Origin of the sequence: Citrobacter freundii complex sp. CFNIH9, from assembly GCF_002903305.1 — a bacterium.
Taxonomy (GTDB): domain Bacteria; phylum Pseudomonadota; class Gammaproteobacteria; order Enterobacterales; family Enterobacteriaceae; genus Citrobacter; species Citrobacter portucalensis.
Genome location: NZ_CP026238.1, coordinates 3,017,296 through 3,037,530, shown reverse-complemented (window position 1 = coordinate 3,037,530; position 20,235 = coordinate 3,017,296). Strand labels below are relative to the sequence as shown.

The window sequence follows — 20,235 nt, the reverse complement described above, 5'->3', positions numbered from 1 at the left end:
CAATCCCATTTTCTTCGCATGCAGGATGAATGATGAAAAAATTAGCAATCGTTGGGGTATTTCTGGCGTTGAGCGGATGCGCCGAAGTAGAGAATTATAACGACGTGGTGAAAACGCCCGCGCCAGCCGGTCTGGAAGGTTACTGGCAGTCAAAAGGACCGCAACGTAGCCTGGTAAGCCCGGAAGCCATTGCCAGCCTGGTAGTGACGAAAGAGGGTGACACGCTGGATTGTCGCCAGTGGCAGCGGGTCATTGCCCTGCCGGGGAAACTGACGATGATTTCCGGCGATCTCACCAACGTGACGGTGAAACGTGAGCTGTATGAGATTGAGCGCGAAGGCAATACGCTGGAGTATGATGGCATGACGCTGCAACGGGTGGATCGCCCGACGCAGGAGTGCGCTGACGCGTTAACGAAAACGCCGCTGGCCACACCGCTGCCATAAGCAGCACGCCCCGGTAGCCAGTAGCCACCGGGGTTGAGTATTACAACACGTCTTCAATCACCCACACGCTGACGCTACCGCCGTTGCAGAAAAACGTCGCTTCCCCGTTTTCATCGGTCACCACGCTTTCTTCGCGATTTCCCAAATAATCGCGCCAGGTTTTATTACCGTAATTCGCCCCCAGATTGATGGTTTTTTCCCCGTCATCGCCGTTAGACAGCACCACCACACAGCCGGGATCTTCGTCCGTTCCGCTGCGGCTAAAAGCGATACAGTTAGGATGATCGAAAAAGAGCGTCTGTACCCCATGCGCGAAGCGCTGGCGTGCGAGGATCAGTTCATCAAGTTGTTCAATGATCGGCATGTCGATAGGATAGGTTTCGCCATCGCCGCCGGTGTCTTCGTAATGCGCTCCGTAGAGGTCAGGATAAAACACCGACGGTACGCCGTTTTCCCGCAGCAGGATCAACGCATAGGCCAGCGGCTTAAACCACGCCTCGACAGGGGCTTCCAGCGCCTGCAATGGCTGGGTGTCATGATTGGCAACCAGCGTGACGGCATGAAACGGATCGGCCTCGACTAACGTGTCGGTGAAAATCTGGCTCATGTCGTAATCGCGGCCCTGACGGGAGGCCTCGTGGAATTTCATCTGCAAAGGGGCGTCGAACAGCATGGTTTTCCCCTCCACCTGGTTAATGTAGGTTTGCAGTTTGTCGACCTCGTGGGACCAGTATTCCGCGACAATAAACAATGGTTTGGGCGCGACTTCCTGTACGTGTTCAATCCACTCTTTATAAAACCATGCCGGAATATGTTTCACCGCATCTAAACGAAAGCCGTCGCACTGGGTTTGCTCCATCACCCAGCGCGCCCAGTATTTGATCTCCTCGGTCACGGCGTGATTACGAAAATCGATGTTCTCACCCATCAGATAATCAAAATTACCCAGCTCATCATCCACCTGATCGTTCCAGCCTTCACCGGTGTAATCGTTAACGATTTTGAAAATGCCGTCTTCGGTGGGGTTCTCGATATGGTCAATCCCGCTGAAACATTTATAGTCCCAAATGAATTGTGAATACTGGCCTGCGCGGGCGGGGAAGGTATAGCGCGTCCAGGCCTCACATTCGATAATTTCATCCTCTATTTGCGTGCGATCGTCGGCGTTAACCCGCTGGACGCGAATCTTTTCTTTCTCATCTGCGCCCATTTTGTGGTTAACCACCACGTCGAGCAGTACGGCGATGTCGTTGTGTTTCAGCGCGTCAATTGCCGCCAGCAGCTGGTTTTTATCGCCATACTTGGTGGGGATGGTTCCCCTCTGGTCAAACTCGCCCAGGTCAAACAGATCGTACGAGTCGTAGCCAACGGAATAACCGCCTGATGCGCCTTTATAGGCGGGGGGAAGCCATACCATATTGATGCCGATATCATTGAGTCCGCCTGCGCGTTCGGCAAGCTCGGGCCAGAGTTGACCCCCATCGGGGTAATACCAGTGAAAATACTGCAATAACGTGGGATTTTTCATCTTCCGTGCTCCAGAAGTCGTTTGGCCGACCTCTGGAGTATGGAAGATTATTCAGATTTAACAGAAAATTATTGCGGGGCGGTGGGGGCGTCGGGTACTAACAGCATGCCGGAAAGACGGCCATAGGCGTTATTGAGCGTCTTCTGGCGCGTCGACTGGCCGATAAGATTGCTGAGTTCATCCAGCCGCTGTTGTAACAGTGTTTTCAGTAACTGTTCGTTATCCAGCGTCTGTTTAATATACCCGGCCACTAAGTCCTGAATACTTCGTGTAATGCCTGGTGGAGTTTGCTCTTCCATGACCACTTCAATACTTTGCAGATAGGTAACTTCCTGTTCCAGTAAAAGGTCCCATTCACCCCGCTGCGCCAGTTCCAGCAGCGAGTGACTGAGTAGCGCGATGCGCTGCCAACGGTTGATAAACTCCACGGCTGAGGTCATTAACGAGACTCCTGGGACGACGCTTTCGGTGAGATCTGTTTCCAGGCTTCCGCAATGTTGCCGAGCAACCCTTCGACTTCTTCAATAGCCTGACAATCATTACGCAAGTTGGCTTGCAGTAAACGGCGAATCATATAGTCATAGAGCGCAGACAGGTTGGTGGCGATTTCACCGCCATTTTCCTGATCCAGACCTGCTTTCAGACCATTGTCGATAATATTAATGGCTTTACTTAACGCCTCGCCTTTGGCGACGATATCGTCCTGTTGCATAAACAGGCGAGCGCGCACCAGGGCGCTGTTCGCACCATCAAACAACATTTCGATCAACTGATGCGGATTGGCGCTCATCACGCCACTCTCTATGCTGACCTGTGCATAGGCTTTGGTACCGCTCGCGGTATACATGCTTACCTCGTGTTATCAGGATTTATTCATCGCCGTAAATTGTTGGCTCAGATAGTTGCTGGTGTTGTTGAGCTTGCTCATCATGGTGTCCAACTGTGTGAACTGTGCCGTGTAACGCGCCACCGTATCTTCAATACTGGCGCTGACTGACAGATACTGCTTAGTCAGTTTTTTCAGTGTGGCGTTAATACTGTCTTGCGCACTGTCGATAATACCGTCATCAGCCAAATAACTTTTTACTTCGGTGGCAATTTTGGTGGTAATACCGGTTTCCTTGCCGTCGCCAACCAGCAGTTCACGCACGGAGGCTGTATTTTCGTTCAGCGCCTTTTTAAGCTTATCATCATCAATTTTCAGCTTGCCGGTTGCGCCGTCCTGCTTAATACCAATTTCATTTAATGTTTTGAATGCACCATCACTTGCACCATTAGCAAATTGTGCGCGGATACCGGTTTGAATGGTGCGAACTACGCTGTCACCAAGTAGTGCACCATTACTTTTATCCTGTTCTTCTGCGCCAGGGTCAACGGCCTTGTATTTGGTCAACGTATTAAATGTATCAAGCAGAGAATTATAAGCATCCACCCAGCCTTTAATGGCTTCAGTGGCTTTCTCATTACTTTTCGTTACGGTGACACGTGCGTCAGTGACTTTTTTGGTCAGTTCCAGCGTAACACCCTGCGGAGCATCGGTTACTTTGTTGCTCTGACGCTCGATATCGATACCGTTCATGGTGAGTTTGGCGTTTTGTGCTTCAACCAATTCGTCCATTTTACCGGTGCCGGCTGTACTGTCGTAGGCCAGCAGATCGTTGAGTTTGCTGTCACCATCAACCGAGATAGTCATTTTGCTATCCGTACCTTCGGCAGCAGTCAGTACAAGACGGAACTCTTTTTCATTAACTTTAACAATACTGGCTGAAATACCACTATCAGTATCGTTTATCGCTTTGCTGATATCGTCCAGTGTGGTTTTGTCTTGAGAGAGTTTAATCTCCAGCGGCTCTTTACGGCCAGGTTGTTCAATCTTAATGGTACGGCTAGCGGAACCGTTACCCAATGCATCTTTACTTGAGGATACGTTTGCTGTGCTCAAAGATTGCGCCTGAGCCAGTTGTGTGACACTGATGGTATAAATGCCTGGCGCTGCCCCGGCCTCAGTGGAAACTTTTAGATCTTCAGTGCTGCTGGTAACGGTAGTACTTCTAAATATTTCGGCTTTATTAAGTGCACTATTTGCTGTCTGGAATTTTTCCAATGAGCTTTTTAATGTGCCATAAGCTGTCAGACGAGATGTATTGTCGCTCTGTTGTTGTGTGATTGGGTTTAAGCGTTTTTTCTCAGCTATGGTCAGATTCGTTAGCAATGTATCCAGCGGCAGATTTGAACCGACGCCCAGAGAAGTAAATGAAGCCATGCCTAATTCCTTTTGATTGCAAACAGTAGTTAAGCGGGTTATCGGCAATCTGCGCGCAAAGTTTAATGATAGTTTTGTAAAAATAATGCGCAGAATAGTGGCATATAAAGAGGGTATTTCATGGGCTAAGAAAAAAGAGAACGGAAAGTAAAAATTTTCTAAAGTTCGAATTTAAGGTGCCGATACATGGGTTACGGTCAGAAACCGTGGGCAACAGCCCAATAACATCAAGTTGTAATTGATAAGGAAAAGATCATGGCACAAGTCATCAATACAAACAGCCTGTCGCTGTTGACCCAGAACAACCTGAACAAATCTCAGTCTTCTCTGAGTTCCGCTATCGAGCGTCTGTCTTCCGGTCTGCGTATCAACAGCGCGAAAGACGATGCTGCTGGTCAGGCGATTGCTAACCGCTTCACCTCTAACATCAAAGGCTTGACTCAGGCTTCCCGTAACGCCAACGACGGTATCTCCGTTGCTCAGACTACTGAAGGCGCACTGTCTGAAATCAACAACAACCTGCAGCGTATCCGTGAACTGTCTGTTCAGGCTACCAACGGTACCAACTCAGATTCCGACTTGAACTCCATTCAGGACGAAATCACCCAGCGTCTGAGCGAAATTGACCGCGTATCCGGTCAGACTCAGTTTAACGGCGTGAAAGTACTGGCCGCTGACCAGACCATGAAAATCCAGGTTGGTGCTAATGATGGCGAAACCATCGAAATTCAACTGGACAAAATCGACGCTAAGACTTTAGGGCTGGATAGCTTCAGTGTTGCACCGGGTAAAGTTCCGACTTCCTCATCCGTTGCACTGAAAAGCGAAGCAGCACCCGGTCTGACGCAAGTAGCTTCTGCTGATGGTAAAGTAGGCGGCGTTGATGCCTTTGGAGCGACTTTTAAAACAGCAGCCACTGCGGCTGCTTATTTTGGAGCTGGTGTTGCAACTGATACTCTGGATACAACAGATGCGACGGGTACCGCAGGTACCAAGGTATACCAGATTCAAGTTGAAGGTCAGACCTATTTTGTAGGGCAGGACGATAACACTGCGGGTAATGAATTCAGCTTGCTGAAACAATCTGGCACGGGATATGAAAAAGTTCAGGTTGAAGGTAAAGATGTTCAACTGGCAAACTTTGGTGGTCGTGTAACTGCATTTGTTGACGATGCTGGTGTTGCCAAATCTGTTGATTTGGCTGGAGGTAAGGTTGGTAAGGCTCTGGCATTCAATGATTCCCCAATGTCTGTATATGCTGATGGGAAAAACCTTGAAGTTCGTCAGGTACTCGACAAAGATGGCAAGGCTATTGCAGATACGTATGCAGCTAAAACTGCAGATGGTAAATATCTGGCCGTCAATGTGGACAAAACCACTGGTAACACTTCCGTGATCAAAGATGCTGACGGAAAAAATGTTGAGTTTGCTCTTGGCTCTGATGGTAGCGCTAAAACGATTGTTCGTGATGGTGATAAAACCTATGCAACCACTTTAGGGGCGTTGGGTACAGCGGCACCAACAGCAACTACTGATAAAACCAAAGAACTGACCGCAAGCGATTTGAAAGCAATTAGCACCAATAATCCTCTGGAAAAACTGGACTCAGCGCTGGCTAAAGTTGATAAACTGCGTAGTTCCCTGGGTGCGGTACAGAACCGTTTCGATTCTGCTATCACCAACCTGGGTAACACCGTAAACAACCTGTCTTCTGCTCGTAGCCGTATCGAAGACGCTGACTACGCGACCGAAGTGTCTAACATGTCTCGTGCTCAGATCCTGCAACAGGCGGGTACTTCTGTTCTGGCGCAGGCTAACCAGACTACGCAGAACGTTCTGTCTCTGCTGCGTTAATTTACGCTCATTGCGCAAACCCCGCTCCGGCGGGGTTTTTTACATTTAGCTTTACCCGTAACCCCCAAATAACCCCCCATTTCACCCACTATTCACCCGATTAAAACCCCTGCAGAAACGGATAATCATGCCGATAACTCATTTAACGCAGGGCTGTTTATCGTGAATTCACTGTATACCGCTGAAGGTGTAATGGATAAACACTCGCTGTGGCAGCGTTATGTACCGTTGGTGCGTCACGAAGCATTGCGCCTTCAGGTGCGTTTGCCGGCGAGCGTAGAACTGGATGACCTGCTACAAGCGGGCGGCATCGGGTTATTGAATGCCGTTGACCGATATGACGCTTTGCAAGGAACGGCATTTACCACTTACGCAGTGCAGCGTATTCGTGGAGCAATGCTGGACGAACTACGTAGCCGGGATTGGGTGCCGCGTAGCGTTCGGCGCAATGCTCGCGAAGTGGCACAGGCGATGGGACAACTGGAGCAGGAATTAGGGCGCAACGCGACGGAAACCGAAGTGGCGGAGCGTCTGGCTATTCCTGTGCAAGAGTATCGTCAGATGTTGCTCGATACCAATAACAGCCAACTCTTCTCATATGACGAGTGGCGGGAAGAGCATGGCGATAGTATTGAGCTGGTGACGGAAGAACATCAGCAGGAAAACCCGTTACAACAGCTACTTGAGGGTAACCTCCGCCAGCGCGTGATGGACGCGATCGAGGCGTTGCCGGAGCGCGAAAAGCTGGTGTTAACGCTGTACTACCAGGAAGAGCTGAATCTGAAAGAGATTGGTGCGGTACTGGAAGTCGGGGAATCACGGGTCAGCCAGTTGCACAGTCAGGCCATCAAACGTCTACGCACCAAGCTGGGTAAGCTATAGGGGTACATTATTACCCCTGAACAATGCCGCATTACGAATTGACTACCAGGAGTTCTCATGACGGTGCAGCAATCAAAAAGACGGCCTCTAAGCCGCTACCTCAAAGATTTCAAACACAGCCAGACGCATTGCGCCCATTGCTTTAAGTTGCTCGACCGGATCACGCTGGTTCGTCGCGGGCAAATTGTGAATAAAATCGCCATCGCTCGACTGGACACTTTGTTGGATGAAGCCGAGTGGGAGCAGGAGAAAAAAGAGTGGGTGGCGCTGTGTCGTTTTTGCGGTGATTTGCATTGCAAAGAGCAGAGCGACTTTTTCGACATTATTGGATTTAAACAATTTTTGTTTGAGCAAACCGAAATGAGCCACGGCACAGTACGTGAATACGTTGTCCGCCTGCGTCGCCTCGGGAATCACCTGACCGAACAAAATATCTCTCATGACCTGCTGCAGGAAGGGTTCCTCGACGAAAACCTTGCCCCGTGGCTGCCGGAAACCAGCACCAACAATTACCGCATCGCCTTGCGTAAGTATGAGCAGTTCAAAGCCCATACGCATATGGGACATATGCAGAAATCCTCCTGGACAGCCAGTTCTGATATATATTAAAAACGAATAAGGTGTAACAGAGTCGTGTTTGTGGAACACAGCAAACGCTTTACACTGTAGTCATAAATGATAGTCACTAATGACAATATTCGGGGTAACTATGAAATTAGCACTTCTGGGACGTCAGGCTCTGATGGGTGTAATGGCTGTTGCACTTGTCGCTGGAATGAGCGTAAAGACTTATGCAGATGAAGGTCTGTTAAATAAAGTTAAAGAGCGCGGCACGCTGCTGGTGGGCCTGGAAGGGACCTATCCCCCGTTTAGTTTTCAGGGCGATGACGGCAAGCTGACCGGTTTCGAAGTGGAGTTTGCTGAGGAACTGGCCAAGCACCTTGGGGTGAAAGCTAACCTGAAGCCGACCAAGTGGGACGGTATGCTGGCCTCTCTTGATTCCAAGCGCATTGACGTGGTCATCAACCAGGTGACCATCTCTGACGAACGTAAGAAAAAATACGATTTCTCTACCCCGTATACGGTTTCTGGTATTCAGGCGCTGGTGAAGAAAGGTAATGAAGGCGTTATTAAGACCGCTGCCGATCTGAAAGGTAAAAAAGTCGGCGTTGGTCTGGGCACCAACTATGAAGAGTGGCTGCGCCAGAACGTGCAGGGCGTGGATATTCGTACCTATGATGATGACCCGACCAAATACCAGGATCTGCGTGTAGGCCGTATCGACGCCATTCTGGTTGACCGTCTGGCGGCGCTGGATCTGGTCAAGAAAACCAAGGATACGCTGGCTGTGACCGGTGAAGCATTCTCCCGCCAGGAGTCCGGCGTGGCGCTGCGCAAAGGCAATGAAGATCTGCTGAAAGCGGTTGATGCGGCCATTGCTGAAATGCAGAAAGACGGTACGCTGAAAGCCCTGTCTGAAAAATGGTTTGGAGCGGATGTGACGAAATAATCGGCATTCGATGAAAAAAGGCGCCTTTAACAGCGCCTTTTTTTATTTCATTGCGCCTGAGCGTGCATAATAAAAAGAACATCACAACAACGAATACCGGAGGCTGTATGCCGCTGCATAACTTAACGCGCTTTCCACGTATGGAATTTATTGGCGCGCCAACGCCGCTCGAATATCTTCCACGCTTCTCCGACTACCTCGGGCGCGATATTTTCATCAAACGCGATGACGTCACGCCGATGGCCTTGGGCGGCAATAAGCTGCGTAAGCTGGAATTCCTGGCCGCAGACGCACTTCGTGAAGGTGCTGATACGCTGATAACCGCGGGTGCCATCCAGTCTAACCATGTTCGCCAGACGGCGGCGGTAGCGGCTAAGCTTGGTCTGCACTGCGTGGCGCTGTTGGAAAATCCGATTGGCACTACTGCGGAAAACTATCTCACCAACGGCAACCGTCTGCTGCTGGACCTGTTTAATACGCAAATCGAAATGTGCGATGCGCTGACCGACCCGAATGCGCAACTTCAGGAGCTGGCGACGCGCATTGAAGCACAGGGCTTCCGCCCGTATGTGATCCCGGTTGGGGGTTCTAACGCCCTGGGCGCATTGGGGTATGTGGAAAGCGCGCTGGAAATTGCCCAGCAGTGTGAAGGGGCCGTTGCGCTTTCTTCCGTTGTGGTGGCATCGGGCAGTGCGGGAACGCACGCCGGGCTGGCCGTGGGCCTGGAACAACTGATGCCAGACGTCGAGCTCATCGGCGTGACCGTCTCGCGCAGCGTCGCCGATCAAAAGCCCAAAGTTGTAACGTTGCAGCAGGATATTGCCCGCGAACTGGAACTGACGGCCTCGGCGGATATCCTGTTATGGGACGATTATTTTGCGCCGGGCTACGGTACGCCAAACGAAGAAGGCATGGAGGCGGTAAAACTGCTGGCGCGCCTGGAAGGCATTTTGTTGGATCCGGTGTATACCGGTAAGGCGATGGCGGGTTTGATTGACGGTATCAGCCAGAAACGCTTCAAAGACGAAGGCCCAATCCTCTTTATTCATACCGGTGGGGCACCTGCACTGTTTGCCTACCATCCTCACGTGTAACAACCAGGTCGAAAAACGCTAATGCATGAAAGTATCCAACTGGTAATTGATTCTCTGCCGTATCTGCTCAAAGGCGCGGTTTTTACGCTTCAACTGAGTATCGGCGGGATGTTTTTTGGCCTCGTGCTGGGGTTTATCCTGGCGCTGATGCGTTTGTCGCCGCTGTTGCCTGTGCGCTGGCTGGCGCGTTTTTATATCTCTATTTTTCGCGGAACACCGCTAATTGCCCAGCTGTTCATGATCTATTACGGTCTGCCGCAGTTTGGTATTGAGCTTGATCCCATCCCGGCGGCGATGATTGGCTTGTCGCTGAATACGGCAGCCTATGCTGCGGAAACTCTGCGTGCGGCAATCTCTTCCATCGATAAAGGGCAGTGGGAGGCAGGAGCCAGTATTGGTATGACGCGCTGGCAGACCATGCGCCGGGCAATCCTGCCGCAGGCTGCGCGCGTTGCGTTGCCGCCGCTGAGCAACAGCTTTATCAGTCTGGTGAAAGATACCTCTTTGGCCGCCACTATTCAGGTACCGGAACTATTCCGTCAGGCGCAGCTGATTACCTCGCGTACGCTGGAAGTCTTTACGATGTATCTGGCGGCCTCGTTGATTTACTGGGTGATGGCGACGGTGCTTTCTGCGCTGCAAAACTATTTTGAAGAACAACTGAACCGCCAGGAGAGAGAGCCGAAATGAGTGCTATCGAAGTCAGAAACCTGGTCAAAAAATTTCATGGGCAAACGGTGCTGCATGGGATCGATCTTGACGTCAAACCTGGTGAAGTAGTAGCGATTATCGGGCCGAGCGGATCGGGCAAAACCACGCTGCTGCGTAGCATTAATTTGCTGGAGCAACCGGAGGCGGGCACTATTAAAGTGGGTGAGATTACCATTGATACCGCGCGTTCGTTGACCCAGCAGAAAGGGCTGATTCGTCAGTTACGTCAGCACGTCGGTTTTGTGTTCCAGAACTTTAATTTGTTCCCGCATCGGACGGTGCTGGAAAACATTATTGAAGGGCCGGTGATAGTCAAAGGTGAACCAAAAGCTGAAGCGACAGCTCGTGCGCGTGAATTGCTGGCGAAAGTCGGGTTGGCGGGCAAAGAAACCAGCTATCCGCGGCGTTTATCGGGCGGACAGCAGCAGCGCGTAGCGATTGCCCGAGCGCTGGCGATGCGACCTGAGGTTATTCTTTTTGATGAACCGACCTCCGCACTTGATCCTGAACTGGTTGGCGAGGTACTTAATACCATCCGCCAGTTGGCGCAGGAAAAACGCACCATGGTAATTGTGACGCATGAAATGAGCTTTGCTCGCGATGTTGCCGATAGAGCGATATTTATGGATCAAGGACGGATAGTGGAGCAGGGACCCGCAAAATCCTTATTCACGCATCCGCAGCAGCCGCGTACCCGCCAGTTTCTTGAGAAGTTTTTGATGCAATAAATAGTGCATATAGCACTCGTCGGAATTGTTTCTGGCGAGTGCTGTTCGCATAACTATTTATAATTATTGCTTTATTATTAATGCTTGAATCTGTTACTTCCTTCCACTGCTGAGTAATACTCAAGTAATTCTTCATTTGTCCGATAATTTGCATATATAAAATACATTTATGTGTTAGCTTGTTTCATATGTTTGGATGATTATCAATCTCAGGGGCATTACCACTTAGTATGCAGGATCATGATTTCTTCACCTGGCGACGGAGCATGCTGTTACGCTTTCAGGAAATGGCGACGGCAGAGGATGTCTATACGGAATTACAACAACAGACGCAGCACTTAGAGTTCGATTTTTACGCGCTCTGTGTTCGTCATCCGGTACCTTTTACCCGACCTAAAACGTCTCTTCATACGACCTATCCCAAAGCATGGGTGGCGCATTATCAGTCCGAAAATTATTTCGCCATTGATCCGGTGCTGAAACCTGAAAACTTCAGTCAGGGGCATTTACCCTGGAACGATACTCTGTTTCGCGATGCGCAACCTTTGTGGGACGCCGCACGCAATCACGGTTTACGCAAAGGGATGACGCAATGCTTAATGTTGCCTAATCGGGCGTTGGGTTTTTTATCTGTATCGCGTGCAAGTATTCGTAACAGTCGCCTTGCGAGCGATGAAGTGGAGCTCAGGATGCAGCTTCTGGTGCGGGAAAGCCTGTCTGTACTGACGCGGCTGGAAGATGACATGGTTATGGCGCCAGAAATGCGCTTTAGCAAGCGGGAAAAGGAAATATTGAAATGGACGGCGGAGGGGAAGACCTCTTCTGAGATAGCCATCATTCTGTCGATTTCTGAAAATACCGTGAACTTCCATCAGAAGAATATGCAAAAGAAATTCAATGCACCAAACAAAACGCAGATAGCCTGTTATGCCGCGGCAACCGGGCTTATCTGAGTAAATTATCGTTCTGAGTGTCAGACGCAAAACCGGCTGAGAGCATTGCTATCAGCCGGTTTCTTTTTACTGGCGGTAAGCTTGTTTAATTTGCTTAACCGTGTTGGAAAATACCGCCGCCTGTGATTGATCTTCAATCAGCGCGAGCTGTTTTTCCATTTTAAGAATCACGCGGCCTGCATCGGCTTGACCCATTGCCTGCAGCATCAGCGTTAACATGGCTTTCAGGCAGGTGACTTCATTGGCCAGTTCCTGGTTATTCTCAGCAGTGGAAAAGTCAGGCGTACTCATTTATTTTCCTCGTTATGTTTCAATGAAAAAGTGCGATGTCAAATCTTAAGGCGGCGGAGTATACCATAAGCGAGGCTAAAAATATCTGTGGTTGTTTTTTGCGCGGACCAATGTTGTGGACATTAAAATAAACAACATGTTGCAGTGCATATATTTTCTCCACATGTTGTTTATTTCGAGTATTTTCCTCGTTAATTATTGTTACAACTTTGACTGCCTATTTTGCATTCAGCGGGGGAATATGAATTTTTTGTCACTATTCTGAAACAGCTATGCAGATATAACCGTGGCAGAAGGCTGTCAGGACTGAAAGTTTCCACTCGTCGTACAATCTAATTTCCAAAAACGAGAGCAAAATCGAAAGTCGGGCGTTTTTTACATTTCAAAGTTGAGATAAAACCCGTTAACATAGGGCCGATTAACTATCGGTAGCGTTATCCCTATTCTGGAGATATTCCTTTGATCAACGTTTTTCTTGTTGATGACCACGAACTGGTGCGCGCAGGGATACGACGCATTCTGGAAGATATAAAAGGCATAAAAGTTGTCGGCGAAGCGTGCTGCGGTGAAGATGCGGTAAAATGGTGCCGCTCAAATTCCGTTGACGTTGTGCTGATGGATATGAATATGCCCGGTATTGGCGGTCTGGAAGCAACCCGCAAAATTGCGCGTTCCACGGCAGACATTAAAGTGATCATGCTGACGGTACACACCGAAAACCCATTACCTGCAAAAGTTATGCAGGCAGGGGCCGCAGGGTATCTCAGCAAAGGCGCCGCCCCCCAGGAAGTAGTGAGTGCCATTCGTTCGGTTTTTTCCGGGCAGCGTTATATTGCCTCCGATATCGCTCAGCAAATGGCGCTCAGCCAGATTGAGCCTGAGAAAACGGAAACCCCGTTTGCCAGTTTGTCTGAACGCGAGTTGCAGATTATGCTGATGATCACCAAAGGTCAGAAGGTCAATGAGATCTCAGAGCAACTGAATCTTAGTCCTAAAACGGTGAACAGCTATCGCTATCGAATGTTCAGTAAATTAAACATTCACGGCGATGTAGAGCTGACTCACCTGGCAATTCGCCATGGCCTGTGTAATGCGGAGACATTAACAAGCCAGTGACCGAGTTTGATGCCAAAGCGTTCCTGAAAACCGTGACCAGTCAGCCCGGCGTCTATCGTATGTATGATACCGCCGGGACGGTTATCTATGTCGGGAAAGCGAAAGACCTGAAAAAAAGGCTTTCCAGCTACTTCCGTAGTAATCTTGCGTCACGCAAGACCGAAGCGCTGGTCGCGCAAATCCAGCAGATTGATGTCACGGTAACGCACACTGAAACCGAAGCGTTATTGCTTGAGCACAACTACATCAAACTGTATCAGCCGCGCTATAACGTATTGCTGCGCGATGATAAATCCTACCCTTTTATATTCCTTAGCGGTGATACGCACCCGCGTCTGGCGATGCATCGCGGGGCAAAGCATGCCAAAGGCGAGTACTTTGGACCGTTCCCGAACGGTTATGCGGTGCGTGAAACGCTGGCGCTGTTGCAGAAAATATTCCCTATCCGCCAGTGCGAAAACAGCGTTTATCGCAACCGTTCTCGGCCTTGTCTGCAATATCAGATTGGCCGCTGTCTTGGTCCGTGTGTCGCGGGTCTGGTGAGTGAGGAAGAGTATGCGCAGCAGGTCGAGTATGTTCGTCTGTTCCTGTCCGGAAAAGACGATCAGGTATTAACGCAGCTGATCGCCCGCATGGAAAAGGCCAGCCAAAATCTCGAATTTGAAGAGGCTGCGCGCATTCGTGACCAAATCCAGGCCGTACGCCGCGTGACAGAAAAACAGTTTGTCTCTAATACCGGAGACGATCTGGACGTCATTGGCGTGGCGTTTGACGCCGGTATGGCCTGTGTGCACGTTCTGTTTATTCGCCAGGGTAAAGTGCTGGGCAGCCGCAGCTATTTCCCGAAAGTACCCGGTGGCACGGAACTCGGCGAGGTCGTCGAAACCTTTGTCGGGCAGTTTTATCTGCAGGGGAGCCAGATGCGTACCTTACCCGGGGAGATCCTGCTCGATTTTAATCTTAGCGATAAAACCCTGCTGGCAGACTCTCTGTCTGAACTGGCCGGCAGGAAGATTAACGTGCAGACGAAACCGCGAGGAGATCGCGCACGTTATCTCAAGCTGGCGCGGACCAACGCGGCAGTGGCGCTCACCACAAAACTTTCTCAGCAGTCGACGATTACGCAACGTCTGACGGCGCTGGCGTCGGTATTGAAGTTACCTGCGGTGAAGCGTATGGAATGCTTCGACATCAGCCATACGATGGGTGAGCAGACGGTAGCCTCCTGCGTGGTCTTTGATGCCAATGGCCCGCTGCGCGCAGAGTATCGCCGCTACAACATTACCGGCATTACGCCGGGTGATGATTATGCGGCGATGAATCAGGTCTTGCGTCGGCGTTATGGTAAGGCGATTGAAGAAAGTAAGATTCCGGACGTCATATTGATCGACGGCGGTAAAGGTCAGTTAGGGCAGGCAAAAGCCGTTTTTGCTGAGCTGGATGTTCCCTGGGACAAACAGCACCCGCTCTTGCTGGGGGTGGCAAAAGGCACCGATCGTAAAGCAGGGCTGGAAACGCTGTTCTTTGAGCCGGAAGGTGAGGGCTTTAGCCTGCCGCCGGATTCGCCTGCATTGCACGTTATCCAGCATATCCGCGATGAATCTCACGATCATGCGATTAGCGGGCATCGTAAAAAGCGGGCGAAAGTGAAAAGCACCAGCACGCTTGAGACCATCGAAGGTGTCGGGCCAAAGCGTCGCCAGATGTTGTTGAAATATATGGGAGGTTTGCAAGGCCTTCGTAACGCAAGTATCGAAGAAATTGCAAAAGTGCCGGGTATTTCGCAAGCTCTGGCAGAAAAGATCTTCTACTCGTTGAAACATTAGGCCCTCTGTAGCAACATAGGGGTAATTTCACTGACAACAGATAGTTATCCGTCATATGCAATTTAATATCCCTACGTTGCTCACGCTGTTTCGCGTCATCCTGATCCCATTCTTTGTATTGGCTTTTTACCTGCCATTCACCTGGGCTCCCTTTGTTTGTGCGCTGATCTTCTGTATCGCAGCGGTCACTGACTGGTTTGACGGTTTTCTGGCGCGCCGCTGGAACCAAAGCACGCGTTTTGGCGCCTTCCTCGATCCGGTCGCTGATAAAGTGCTGGTGGCAATCGCGATGGTCCTGGTGACAGAGCATTACCACAGCTGGTGGGTGACGCTTCCTGCCGCAACAATGATTGCGCGTGAAATTATCATCTCTGCACTGCGTGAATGGATGGCCGAACTGGGTAAACGCAGCAGCGTAGCCGTATCCTGGATCGGTAAAGTGAAAACCACTTCGCAAATGGCTGCACTAGCCTGGCTGCTGTGGCGTCCAAATATCTGGGTAGAGTATGCTGGGATCGCACTTTTCTTCGTCGCCGCGATACTGACTTTGTGGTCAATGTTCCAGTATTTGAGCGCTGCACGTGGAGATTTGCTTGATCAGTGATCGTTTCGACGCAAATTTCAGCAAACGATCGTCAGTGGTGAAAAATATCGTTGACTCATTGCGTCAGGTAAGTAGAATGCAACGCATCGAACGGCAGCACTGATTGCCAGACGATAACAAAATCAAGTGATTAACAAATTTACTTGGTGATGCGGGAATAGCTCAGTTGGTAGAGCACGACCTTGCCAAGGTCGGGGTCGCGAGTTCGAGTCTCGTTTCCCGCTCCAAATTTAAGACATCGGCAATAGCGGATGTCGGCTGTAAAGCCAGAAGATTTCGGCGCGTTAGCAAAGCGGTTATGTAGCGGATTGCAAATCCGTCTAGTCCGGTTCGACTCCGGAACGCGCCTCCAATTTCTTCCCGAGCCCGGATGGTGGAATCGGTAGACACAAGGGATTTAAAATCCCTCGGCGTTCGCGCTGTGTGGGTTCAAGTCCCACTCCGGGTACCATGGGAAAGAACAGAATAATCAAAGCAATAAGCAGTGTCGTGAAACCACCTACGGGTGGTTTTTTTGTGCCTGTTTTTTACAAGCATAGATTCCTTGCGTCAAGCAACCTGCCAGAAACGTAAACTGCCCTCTATATACTCACTATTGCTAATCAATCTATCGCCGAATCGGCGCGTTAAACATAAAGCCCCCTCGGGCGGGATTATAGTTGTGATCCTGGAAACCATTCATCAGGATGGGATCGCCAAAGCCATCCTGTATCGCCAGCTGTCTGTGGATTCGGTTTCGTGCCCTGAACGTGAAAGCTAAATCATCTGTCCCGCCAATGATGATCACGCCATTACCAGCTCGAAGTGCCTCGCTCAACTCTTGCTCTCTAACAGCCTGGTTTTGTAACGCGCTGGCTGTGGCAGACGATGACGCCAGCAGCAGTAATATGAGAACGGCGCATGAAAATACCGATGGCAGTTTCATGATTAATACCTATATAAAGCATGGCTATTAAAGTATAGCTTTATGTTGTCATCTTAACTGAAAAGAAAACCAATAATTTAAACCTGCTATCCATACTGTGTTTAAAAGTCCGGAAGAGTAGTGCCGCGCAGTTAAGAACTATAATAAAAACAGCCAACAGATGATTACTTCTGTTGGCAGACAGTGCTGATTCAGGGGGCTGCTATGAACATTTCATCTTTTCCGATAGTTATGTTCGCAGCATTGCTTACCTTTAGTGGTGCAGCATATTCGGTGGAAGAAGGGGATATCTTTTCGCAGAATGCCAGGGCTACGGATCCCATCGCGTTTTCTCAACAGTCATTTAATAACCTGACGTCTTATCAGGTTATGATGCGCTCCTCGTCGCCATCCGATGAAAGCAAAATTATTCGCTATAGCTTTCAAAAGCCTGGGTATGTGCGGATGGATTTTACCCAACCGCATTCAGGTGCGGTGCTTATCTTTAATCCTGTCAGCGGTAAAGTGACGTTATGGCCATTTGGTGTGGGGACGTTGCCCATTTTGCACCTGTCGCCTACTAATTCATTGATCCAGGATGAGCGCGGTCATCGGGTGGATCGCTCTGATATCGGCGTGTTGTTGGGCAATATTCGTCATCTGCAACGCGAAGGGACAACGACCACAGTTGGTAATGAAAACCTTGCAGGACGGGCGACGACGCGCGTATCTGTGGTTGGGCCAGGAACAATGGCGGTTGATGGTGTTCACCGCTATGACGTCTGGCTGGATAATTATCACGGACTCCCTGTCAAAGTGATCAGCTATGCGCCAGATGGGCAGCGATTAGAAACCGTGCTTCTGGATGCTATGGTCATTAACATCCGTTTTCCCGCCAATTTCTTCTCGCCTTGAGGGAGTCTGTATTATGGCTAACTATCGGTTTTCCACCGTCTGGCGGGTTGAGGCTTCAATTCAGGAGGTATGGGATGTTTTTTCTCATCCCGATCAGTGGCCAGAATGGTGGGAAAGTCTGGAACGCATCGTTGAGATTAAAAAAGGTGATACACAGGGCATTGGGGCGCTGCATCGTTATACCTGGAAAGGAGCGCTTCCTTATCGCTTAACCTTTGACATCAACGTGTTGAATATTCTGCCCTGCTCGCTGCTTGAGGGGCAAGCCAGCGGGGCGGTTGAAGGGCGAGGCGTGTGGTCTTTTTCTGCAAGTGGTGCAGAAACTATCGTCAGATATGACTGGAATGTTCGCACCACGATTCGCTGGATGAATTACCTGGCTCCGCTGGCGGCACCTGTTTTTCGCTGGAATCACGATATGGTTATGCGCGAAGGGGCCAGAGGGTTAGCCCGTAAGCTGGCAACGAATGTTTATATATTCTGAACTCGCTCTCACGGCTGTACTTTTTGCCTGCCTATGGCTTACTATCTGTCGCGCAGTTTCTTATTTCATTCACAGTTAACAGGTCTGTTATTGATGAATAACCTCCATCGGCTCACCTTTTTATGCCAGCGTCTGTCTGCTGTGATGATCGCATACGGTTTTTGCCTTCTTAGCCGTAGCCCAACTCTTACAACATGGACAGACAGCAATGCAACGTCGACAATTTCTCAAAAATAGCGTTCTCCTTTCCACCGCCGGTTTAGTCGGTCCTGCGGTTATTAGCCAGACGGTTCACGCCGCTGAGCCATCCGTTGCACCAGTCGCGCGTCGGCGCTTTGTGTTATCCCAGACGTATAAACTTAACCCTCCTAAGGGGTCGAGCGGCGTGGTAAAACTGTGGATCCCGCTTCCGGTAGATACCGCGTTTCAACAAATGACGGCGCTTGCCTTTAGCGGAAACTATAAGCAGGCGTACGTTACCACTAATAATACTTATGGCGCGAAAACTCTGTTTGCCACCTGGCCTGACTCGCAGGGCGAACTGTTGATTAACGTTGATATCGACATTGAAACCGCCGACTGGGAGCCGCTGAAGCAGGACGCGCTGAAAACCTGGCAAGCGCCGGAGCAGATTATTTATCCGCTGGATGTAAAACCGTACCTGCTGCCGACGACACATACCCCAGTTGATGGGCTTGTTCTGGAAACTGCGCGTAAAATCACCGGTAATGAGCAGGATCCGCTGAAAAAAGCGCGCCTGATTTACGAGTGGGTGAGTAGCCATATGGAGCGCGATAACGACGTCATTGGCTGCGGCACGGGGGATGTGGCGGAGATCTTAAAAAGCGGTAAGCTCAAAGGAAAATGCACCGACATGAGCTCCGTTTTTGTGGCTCTGGCGCGGGCCAGCGGCATTCCGGCGCGCGAACTGTTTGGCATCCGTCTGGGCAAAGCCAATAAGCTCGAACGTTACTCGAAAAGCGCTTTTGGCAAAGCAGACAGTGCAGGCGTCGCCGATGTGAGCGGCGGACAACATTGCCGCGCCGAATTCTATCTGGCCGGTTACGGCTGGTTACCGTGCGATCCTGCTGATGTGACCAAAATGCGTCTGGCAGAGAAAAAGTCGCATCAGGACGCCGATGTCCAGGCGGTAAACACTTACCTGTTTGGTAACTGGGAAATGAACTGGGTTGGATTTAACTACGGGCGTGATTTCGAGCTGTATCCAGCAACGGAGCAGGGAGCCATGAACAACTTTGGCTATCCTTACGCTGAAGTCGATGGTGACCCGATCAATTTCTATGATCCTAAAGCGTTCTCGTACAGCTATGTCGCCACAGAACAACGCTAAAGGGGCGGGACTCACCCTGTTGACGGCCGCTGCGGCTGCTGTCACCGCGGGCTTATGCTGCGTTGGACCGCTGCTCTATCTGTTGTTTGGTATTTCGGCGGCGAGCTTTGCTGTTTTCACCCAGTTTGAGTTTTTGCGAATTCCCCTGATGCTGGTGTCATTGGGCTTATTACTGCGCGTCTTCTGGCGGCTCTATTTTTCCAGGCGGCTGTGGTGCTCCGGATGGTTAACGTTGAAGCAAGCGCGCGTTCTCTACTGGTGCGCGCTGGCGTTGATTTTGCCGGTGCTATTTTATCCAACGCTCGTTGCCTGGTTTTATGAGGTATTTGAATGAAAATCTTCACATTAGTTGCATGCTTGTTGCTGCCGCTGTGGGCTCAGGCGGCCAATCAAAAAGTGGTGCTGGATATACAAAATATGACTTGCTCGCTGTGCGTTATTTCGGTCAATCAGGCGCTACGTGAAACCGATGGTGTGATTAAAGCAAAATCCTCCCTAAAAACCCGACAAGCAGAAGCGATTGTGCCAGAAGGTTTCCCAACCGATACGTTACTTAACGCGGTAGCGAAAACGGGCTATACCGCAACGCTCAACCGTATTGAACAACAGTAAACCACCTACGGGTGGTTTTATTGTGTTTTCCCGGTATGATGCCCGGCGGCTTAGTGTTCTCTTTTGTGCGTTAACTTCCGGAATTCCCCTCGTTTCCTGTTAACCTGAACAGGCGGCAGCTATATGCCGCATATGCCCATTTTTATCTGTTATCCCTCCAGCC

At 50.2% G+C, this 20,235-nt stretch carries 24 protein-coding genes and 3 tRNA genes; 20 read left to right on the top strand and 7 right to left on the bottom strand.

Annotated elements, in window-relative coordinates; translation table 11 throughout:
- Positions 1–32 precede the first annotated feature (32 nt).
- Positions 33–446, top strand: a complete 414-nt coding sequence (gene yedD, locus C2U43_RS15590) for a lipoprotein YedD (protein WP_042307689.1) — start codon at positions 33–35, stop codon at positions 444–446.
- A gap of 40 nt (positions 447–486) precedes the next feature.
- Here yedD and amyA read toward each other — a convergent pair whose 3' ends face one another.
- From amyA to fliD, 4 genes are all read right to left on the bottom strand, one after another.
- The gene (amyA, locus tag C2U43_RS15585) at positions 487–1,974 is read right to left on the bottom strand and encodes an alpha-amylase (RefSeq protein WP_103285450.1); all 1,488 of its coding nucleotides are present in this window, start codon (positions 1,972–1,974) and stop codon (positions 487–489) included.
- A gap of 68 nt (positions 1,975–2,042) precedes the next feature.
- Entirely contained in the window at positions 2,043–2,414 is a 372-nt protein-coding gene (fliT, locus tag C2U43_RS15580; protein WP_003030458.1) for a flagella biosynthesis regulatory protein FliT, read from the bottom strand.
- Entirely contained in the window at positions 2,414–2,821 is a 408-nt protein-coding gene (gene fliS, locus C2U43_RS15575; protein ID WP_103285449.1) for a flagellar export chaperone FliS, read from the bottom strand. The genes fliT and fliS overlap by 1 nt, the downstream gene beginning before the upstream one ends.
- Before the next feature lie 15 nt (positions 2,822–2,836).
- Positions 2,837–4,237: a flagellar filament capping protein FliD gene (gene fliD / locus C2U43_RS15570; protein ID WP_103285448.1), complete on the bottom strand. Its 1,401-nt coding sequence runs from the start codon at positions 4,235–4,237 to the stop codon at positions 2,837–2,839.
- Between the two features lie 255 nt (positions 4,238–4,492).
- Between fliD and C2U43_RS15560 the strand changes: the two genes are divergently transcribed.
- The 8 genes from C2U43_RS15560 to sdiA all read left to right on the top strand — a co-directional run bounded on the left by C2U43_RS15560 (position 4,493) and on the right by sdiA (position 11,969).
- Positions 4,493–6,091: a flagellin N-terminal helical domain-containing protein gene (locus C2U43_RS15560; protein ID WP_103285447.1), complete on the top strand. Its 1,599-nt coding sequence runs from the start codon at positions 4,493–4,495 to the stop codon at positions 6,089–6,091.
- A gap of 162 nt (positions 6,092–6,253) precedes the next feature.
- A complete protein-coding gene (gene fliA, locus C2U43_RS15555; protein ID WP_016153479.1) occupies positions 6,254–6,973 on the top strand; it encodes an RNA polymerase sigma factor FliA in 720 nt (239 codons plus the stop codon).
- Positions 6,974–7,030: 57 nt separating this feature from the next.
- A complete protein-coding gene (gene fliZ / locus C2U43_RS15550) occupies positions 7,031–7,582 on the top strand; it encodes a flagella biosynthesis regulatory protein FliZ (RefSeq protein WP_003030467.1) in 552 nt (183 codons plus the stop codon).
- 100 nt (positions 7,583–7,682) lie between these two features.
- Complete coding sequence (gene tcyJ, locus C2U43_RS15545) at positions 7,683–8,483, top strand: cystine ABC transporter substrate-binding protein (protein WP_003030469.1); 801 nt, start codon at positions 7,683–7,685, stop codon at positions 8,481–8,483.
- Between the two features lie 107 nt (positions 8,484–8,590).
- On the top strand, positions 8,591–9,577 hold the full coding sequence (dcyD, locus tag C2U43_RS15540) for a D-cysteine desulfhydrase (protein WP_103285446.1): 987 nt from the start codon (positions 8,591–8,593) through the stop codon (positions 9,575–9,577).
- A gap of 21 nt (positions 9,578–9,598) precedes the next feature.
- A complete protein-coding gene (gene tcyL / locus C2U43_RS15535) occupies positions 9,599–10,267 on the top strand; it encodes a cystine ABC transporter permease (protein ID WP_003030474.1) in 669 nt (222 codons plus the stop codon).
- Positions 10,264–11,016: an L-cystine ABC transporter ATP-binding protein TcyN gene (gene tcyN / locus C2U43_RS15530; protein WP_003030477.1), complete on the top strand. Its 753-nt coding sequence runs from the start codon at positions 10,264–10,266 to the stop codon at positions 11,014–11,016. Before tcyL ends, tcyN begins: the two co-directional genes overlap by 4 nt.
- Before the next feature lie 230 nt (positions 11,017–11,246).
- The gene (gene sdiA / locus C2U43_RS15525; RefSeq protein ID WP_008785095.1) at positions 11,247–11,969 is read left to right on the top strand and encodes a transcriptional regulator SdiA; all 723 of its coding nucleotides are present in this window, start codon (positions 11,247–11,249) and stop codon (positions 11,967–11,969) included.
- Positions 11,970–12,035: 66 nt separating this feature from the next.
- Here sdiA and C2U43_RS15520 read toward each other — a convergent pair whose 3' ends face one another.
- Together C2U43_RS15520 and C2U43_RS30215 are read right to left on the bottom strand one after the other, a co-directional pair.
- Entirely contained in the window at positions 12,036–12,260 is a 225-nt protein-coding gene (locus C2U43_RS15520) for a DUF2594 family protein (protein ID WP_003030482.1), read from the bottom strand.
- A gap of 19 nt (positions 12,261–12,279) precedes the next feature.
- A complete protein-coding gene (locus C2U43_RS30215) occupies positions 12,280–12,423 on the bottom strand; it encodes a hypothetical protein (RefSeq protein ID WP_418219448.1) in 144 nt (47 codons plus the stop codon).
- Between the two features lie 296 nt (positions 12,424–12,719).
- Between C2U43_RS30215 and uvrY the strand changes: the two genes are divergently transcribed.
- The 6 genes from uvrY to C2U43_RS15490 all read left to right on the top strand — a co-directional run bounded on the left by uvrY (position 12,720) and on the right by C2U43_RS15490 (position 16,257).
- Positions 12,720–13,376, top strand: coding sequence for a UvrY/SirA/GacA family response regulator transcription factor (gene uvrY / locus C2U43_RS15515; RefSeq protein WP_003834023.1), 657 nt, complete (start codon positions 12,720–12,722; stop codon positions 13,374–13,376).
- Positions 13,373–15,202: an excinuclease ABC subunit UvrC gene (gene uvrC / locus C2U43_RS15510; protein ID WP_103285445.1), complete on the top strand. Its 1,830-nt coding sequence runs from the start codon at positions 13,373–13,375 to the stop codon at positions 15,200–15,202. Before uvrY ends, uvrC begins: the two co-directional genes overlap by 4 nt.
- A 55-nt stretch (positions 15,203–15,257) precedes the next feature.
- The gene (gene pgsA, locus C2U43_RS15505; RefSeq protein ID WP_003030490.1) at positions 15,258–15,806 is read left to right on the top strand and encodes a CDP-diacylglycerol--glycerol-3-phosphate 3-phosphatidyltransferase; all 549 of its coding nucleotides are present in this window, start codon (positions 15,258–15,260) and stop codon (positions 15,804–15,806) included.
- A 151-nt stretch (positions 15,807–15,957) separates the two neighbouring features.
- Positions 15,958–16,033, top strand: a tRNA-Gly gene (locus C2U43_RS15500).
- Positions 16,034–16,084: 51 nt separating this feature from the next.
- Positions 16,085–16,158, top strand: a tRNA-Cys gene (locus C2U43_RS15495).
- A gap of 12 nt (positions 16,159–16,170) precedes the next feature.
- A tRNA-Leu gene (locus C2U43_RS15490) sits at positions 16,171–16,257 on the top strand.
- 156 nt (positions 16,258–16,413) lie between these two features.
- On the opposite strand, the gene C2U43_RS15485 is transcribed toward C2U43_RS15490, so the two are convergent.
- On the bottom strand, positions 16,414–16,731 hold the full coding sequence (locus tag C2U43_RS15485; protein ID WP_103285444.1) for a hypothetical protein: 318 nt from the start codon (positions 16,729–16,731) through the stop codon (positions 16,414–16,416).
- A gap of 204 nt (positions 16,732–16,935) precedes the next feature.
- On the opposite strand from C2U43_RS15485, the gene C2U43_RS15480 reads away from it, so the two are divergent.
- The 5 genes from C2U43_RS15480 to C2U43_RS15460 all read left to right on the top strand — a co-directional run bounded on the left by C2U43_RS15480 (position 16,936) and on the right by C2U43_RS15460 (position 20,072).
- Positions 16,936–17,625 carry a LolA family protein gene (locus tag C2U43_RS15480; protein WP_103285443.1) on the top strand — a complete coding sequence of 230 codons (690 nt, stop codon included), beginning with the start codon at positions 16,936–16,938 and terminating at the stop codon, positions 17,623–17,625.
- Between the two features lie 13 nt (positions 17,626–17,638).
- Complete coding sequence (locus C2U43_RS15475) at positions 17,639–18,109, top strand: SRPBCC family protein (RefSeq protein ID WP_103285442.1); 471 nt, start codon at positions 17,639–17,641, stop codon at positions 18,107–18,109.
- Positions 18,110–18,317: 208 nt separating this feature from the next.
- Positions 18,318–19,460, top strand: coding sequence for a transglutaminase-like domain-containing protein (locus C2U43_RS15470; RefSeq protein WP_103285441.1), 1,143 nt, complete (start codon positions 18,318–18,320; stop codon positions 19,458–19,460).
- The gene (locus C2U43_RS15465; protein WP_003833912.1) at positions 19,438–19,794 is read left to right on the top strand and encodes a mercuric transporter MerT family protein; all 357 of its coding nucleotides are present in this window, start codon (positions 19,438–19,440) and stop codon (positions 19,792–19,794) included. The genes C2U43_RS15470 and C2U43_RS15465 overlap by 23 nt, the downstream gene beginning before the upstream one ends.
- Positions 19,791–20,072 (top strand): heavy-metal-associated domain-containing protein, encoded by a 282-nt coding sequence (locus C2U43_RS15460; protein ID WP_003833910.1) that lies wholly within the window; start codon positions 19,791–19,793, stop codon positions 20,070–20,072. Before C2U43_RS15465 ends, C2U43_RS15460 begins: the two co-directional genes overlap by 4 nt.
- Positions 20,073–20,235: the final 163 nt, after the last annotated feature.

Bases quoted from the DNA above. Each gene is read 5' to 3' on its own strand.
- yedD (WP_042307689.1), top strand. From the start codon at position 33: ATGAAAAAATTAGCAATCGTTGGGGTATTTCTGGCGTTGAGCGGATGC.
- amyA (WP_103285450.1), bottom strand. From the start codon at position 1,974: ATGAAAAATCCCACGTTATTGCAGTATTTTCACTGGTATTACCCCGAT.
- fliT (WP_003030458.1), bottom strand. From the start codon at position 2,414: ATGACCTCAGCCGTGGAGTTTATCAACCGTTGGCAGCGCATCGCGCTA.
- fliS (WP_103285449.1), bottom strand. From the start codon at position 2,821: ATGTATACCGCGAGCGGTACCAAAGCCTATGCACAGGTCAGCATAGAG.
- fliD (WP_103285448.1), bottom strand. From the start codon at position 4,237: ATGGCTTCATTTACTTCTCTGGGCGTCGGTTCAAATCTGCCGCTGGAT.
- C2U43_RS15560 (WP_103285447.1), top strand. From the start codon at position 4,493: ATGGCACAAGTCATCAATACAAACAGCCTGTCGCTGTTGACCCAGAAC.
- fliZ (WP_003030467.1), top strand. From the start codon at position 7,031: ATGACGGTGCAGCAATCAAAAAGACGGCCTCTAAGCCGCTACCTCAAA.
- tcyJ (WP_003030469.1), top strand. From the start codon at position 7,683: ATGAAATTAGCACTTCTGGGACGTCAGGCTCTGATGGGTGTAATGGCT.
- dcyD (WP_103285446.1), top strand. From the start codon at position 8,591: ATGCCGCTGCATAACTTAACGCGCTTTCCACGTATGGAATTTATTGGC.
- tcyL (WP_003030474.1), top strand. From the start codon at position 9,599: ATGCATGAAAGTATCCAACTGGTAATTGATTCTCTGCCGTATCTGCTC.
- tcyN (WP_003030477.1), top strand. From the start codon at position 10,264: ATGAGTGCTATCGAAGTCAGAAACCTGGTCAAAAAATTTCATGGGCAA.
- sdiA (WP_008785095.1), top strand. From the start codon at position 11,247: ATGCAGGATCATGATTTCTTCACCTGGCGACGGAGCATGCTGTTACGC.
- C2U43_RS15520 (WP_003030482.1), bottom strand. From the start codon at position 12,260: ATGAGTACGCCTGACTTTTCCACTGCTGAGAATAACCAGGAACTGGCC.
- pgsA (WP_003030490.1), top strand. From the start codon at position 15,258: ATGCAATTTAATATCCCTACGTTGCTCACGCTGTTTCGCGTCATCCTG.
- C2U43_RS15485 (WP_103285444.1), bottom strand. From the start codon at position 16,731: ATGAAACTGCCATCGGTATTTTCATGCGCCGTTCTCATATTACTGCTG.
- C2U43_RS15480 (WP_103285443.1), top strand. From the start codon at position 16,936: ATGAACATTTCATCTTTTCCGATAGTTATGTTCGCAGCATTGCTTACC.
- C2U43_RS15475 (WP_103285442.1), top strand. From the start codon at position 17,639: ATGGCTAACTATCGGTTTTCCACCGTCTGGCGGGTTGAGGCTTCAATT.
- C2U43_RS15470 (WP_103285441.1), top strand. From the start codon at position 18,318: ATGCAACGTCGACAATTTCTCAAAAATAGCGTTCTCCTTTCCACCGCC.
- C2U43_RS15465 (WP_003833912.1), top strand. From the start codon at position 19,438: ATGTCGCCACAGAACAACGCTAAAGGGGCGGGACTCACCCTGTTGACG.
- C2U43_RS15460 (WP_003833910.1), top strand. From the start codon at position 19,791: ATGAAAATCTTCACATTAGTTGCATGCTTGTTGCTGCCGCTGTGGGCT.